Genomic DNA, 880 nt, shown 5'->3' on the forward strand with positions numbered 1-880 from the left:
TGGATCCGACGTTTACGCAGGTAGGAGCGGTTCGCGCGGGAGGAATACGCCTTGTCGGCGGCGACGGCCCCGGGGCGGGTGCGGGGCCGACCGACCGGCCCACGGATCCTGACTCGGTCGAGGACCGCGGCGAAACGCGGACTGTCGGCCGCCTGTCCCGGCGTCACCACGAACGACAGCGGGCGGCACCGCCGGTCGGTGGCCAGGTGCGTCTTGACCGTCAGCCCGCCCCGCGAGCGCCCCAACGCGGCAGCTTTCAGGCGGGCCTTGTGGCGGCGGCGTATCCGTCGTCGTTCGGCACGTAACGCTTCCTCGACCGGGTCGCCTTCGGCCGTCACCTGGGCGGATTGTCCCTTTGCTGGAGCCCCTTTTCCTCCTCGGCGGCTTTCACCAGTTCCTCCAGGAGCTCGGGGTCGACGGCCATGCCGGCCGCGTGGTGATGCGCGCGTGCGACGGTGGAATCGACGCTGACCAGGTCCAGATCGGCCTGTCCTCGCCGGGCCGCCTCGGCGATCATCCGCTCCATCAGCGTCTCGAAGGTGCCCGCAAGGGCCCACTGCTGGAAGCGGCCGTAGACGGTGGACCAGGACCCGTAGCGTTCGGGGATGTCGCGCCACGGGCTCCCGGTCCGGAACCTCCACATCACCGCGTTCAACTGTTTACGCAGGTCAGGGATCGGTCCGCTCACGCCGAGCGGCAGGTGCGGCTCGAACAACTCCCACTCTGCGTCCGTCAGATCGCCTCGCGTCACCCCGGATGTCTACCGTCCCGAGCCACTCCGGCGGAGCGATTTGACCCAACAGTGATCTGAACCTGGAACACGCCCTAGTACTCCAGCAGTACTTCGTGGCTTGACGTGGGGAAACGTCGAGCGGTGGGA

The 880-nt window shown here is 68.5% G+C and carries 1 pseudogene; it reads right to left on the reverse strand.

The annotated features are described in order from the left end of the window. A pseudogene (locus ACFPZI_RS37095) lies at nucleotides 1-751 on the reverse strand (transposase); the annotation flags it as partial. Nucleotides 752-880: the final 129 nt, after the last annotated feature.

The sequence above is a fragment of the Streptomyces chlorus genome (genome assembly GCF_042655885.1).
Lineage (GTDB): Bacteria > Actinomycetota > Actinomycetes > Streptomycetales > Streptomycetaceae > Streptomyces > Streptomyces chlorus.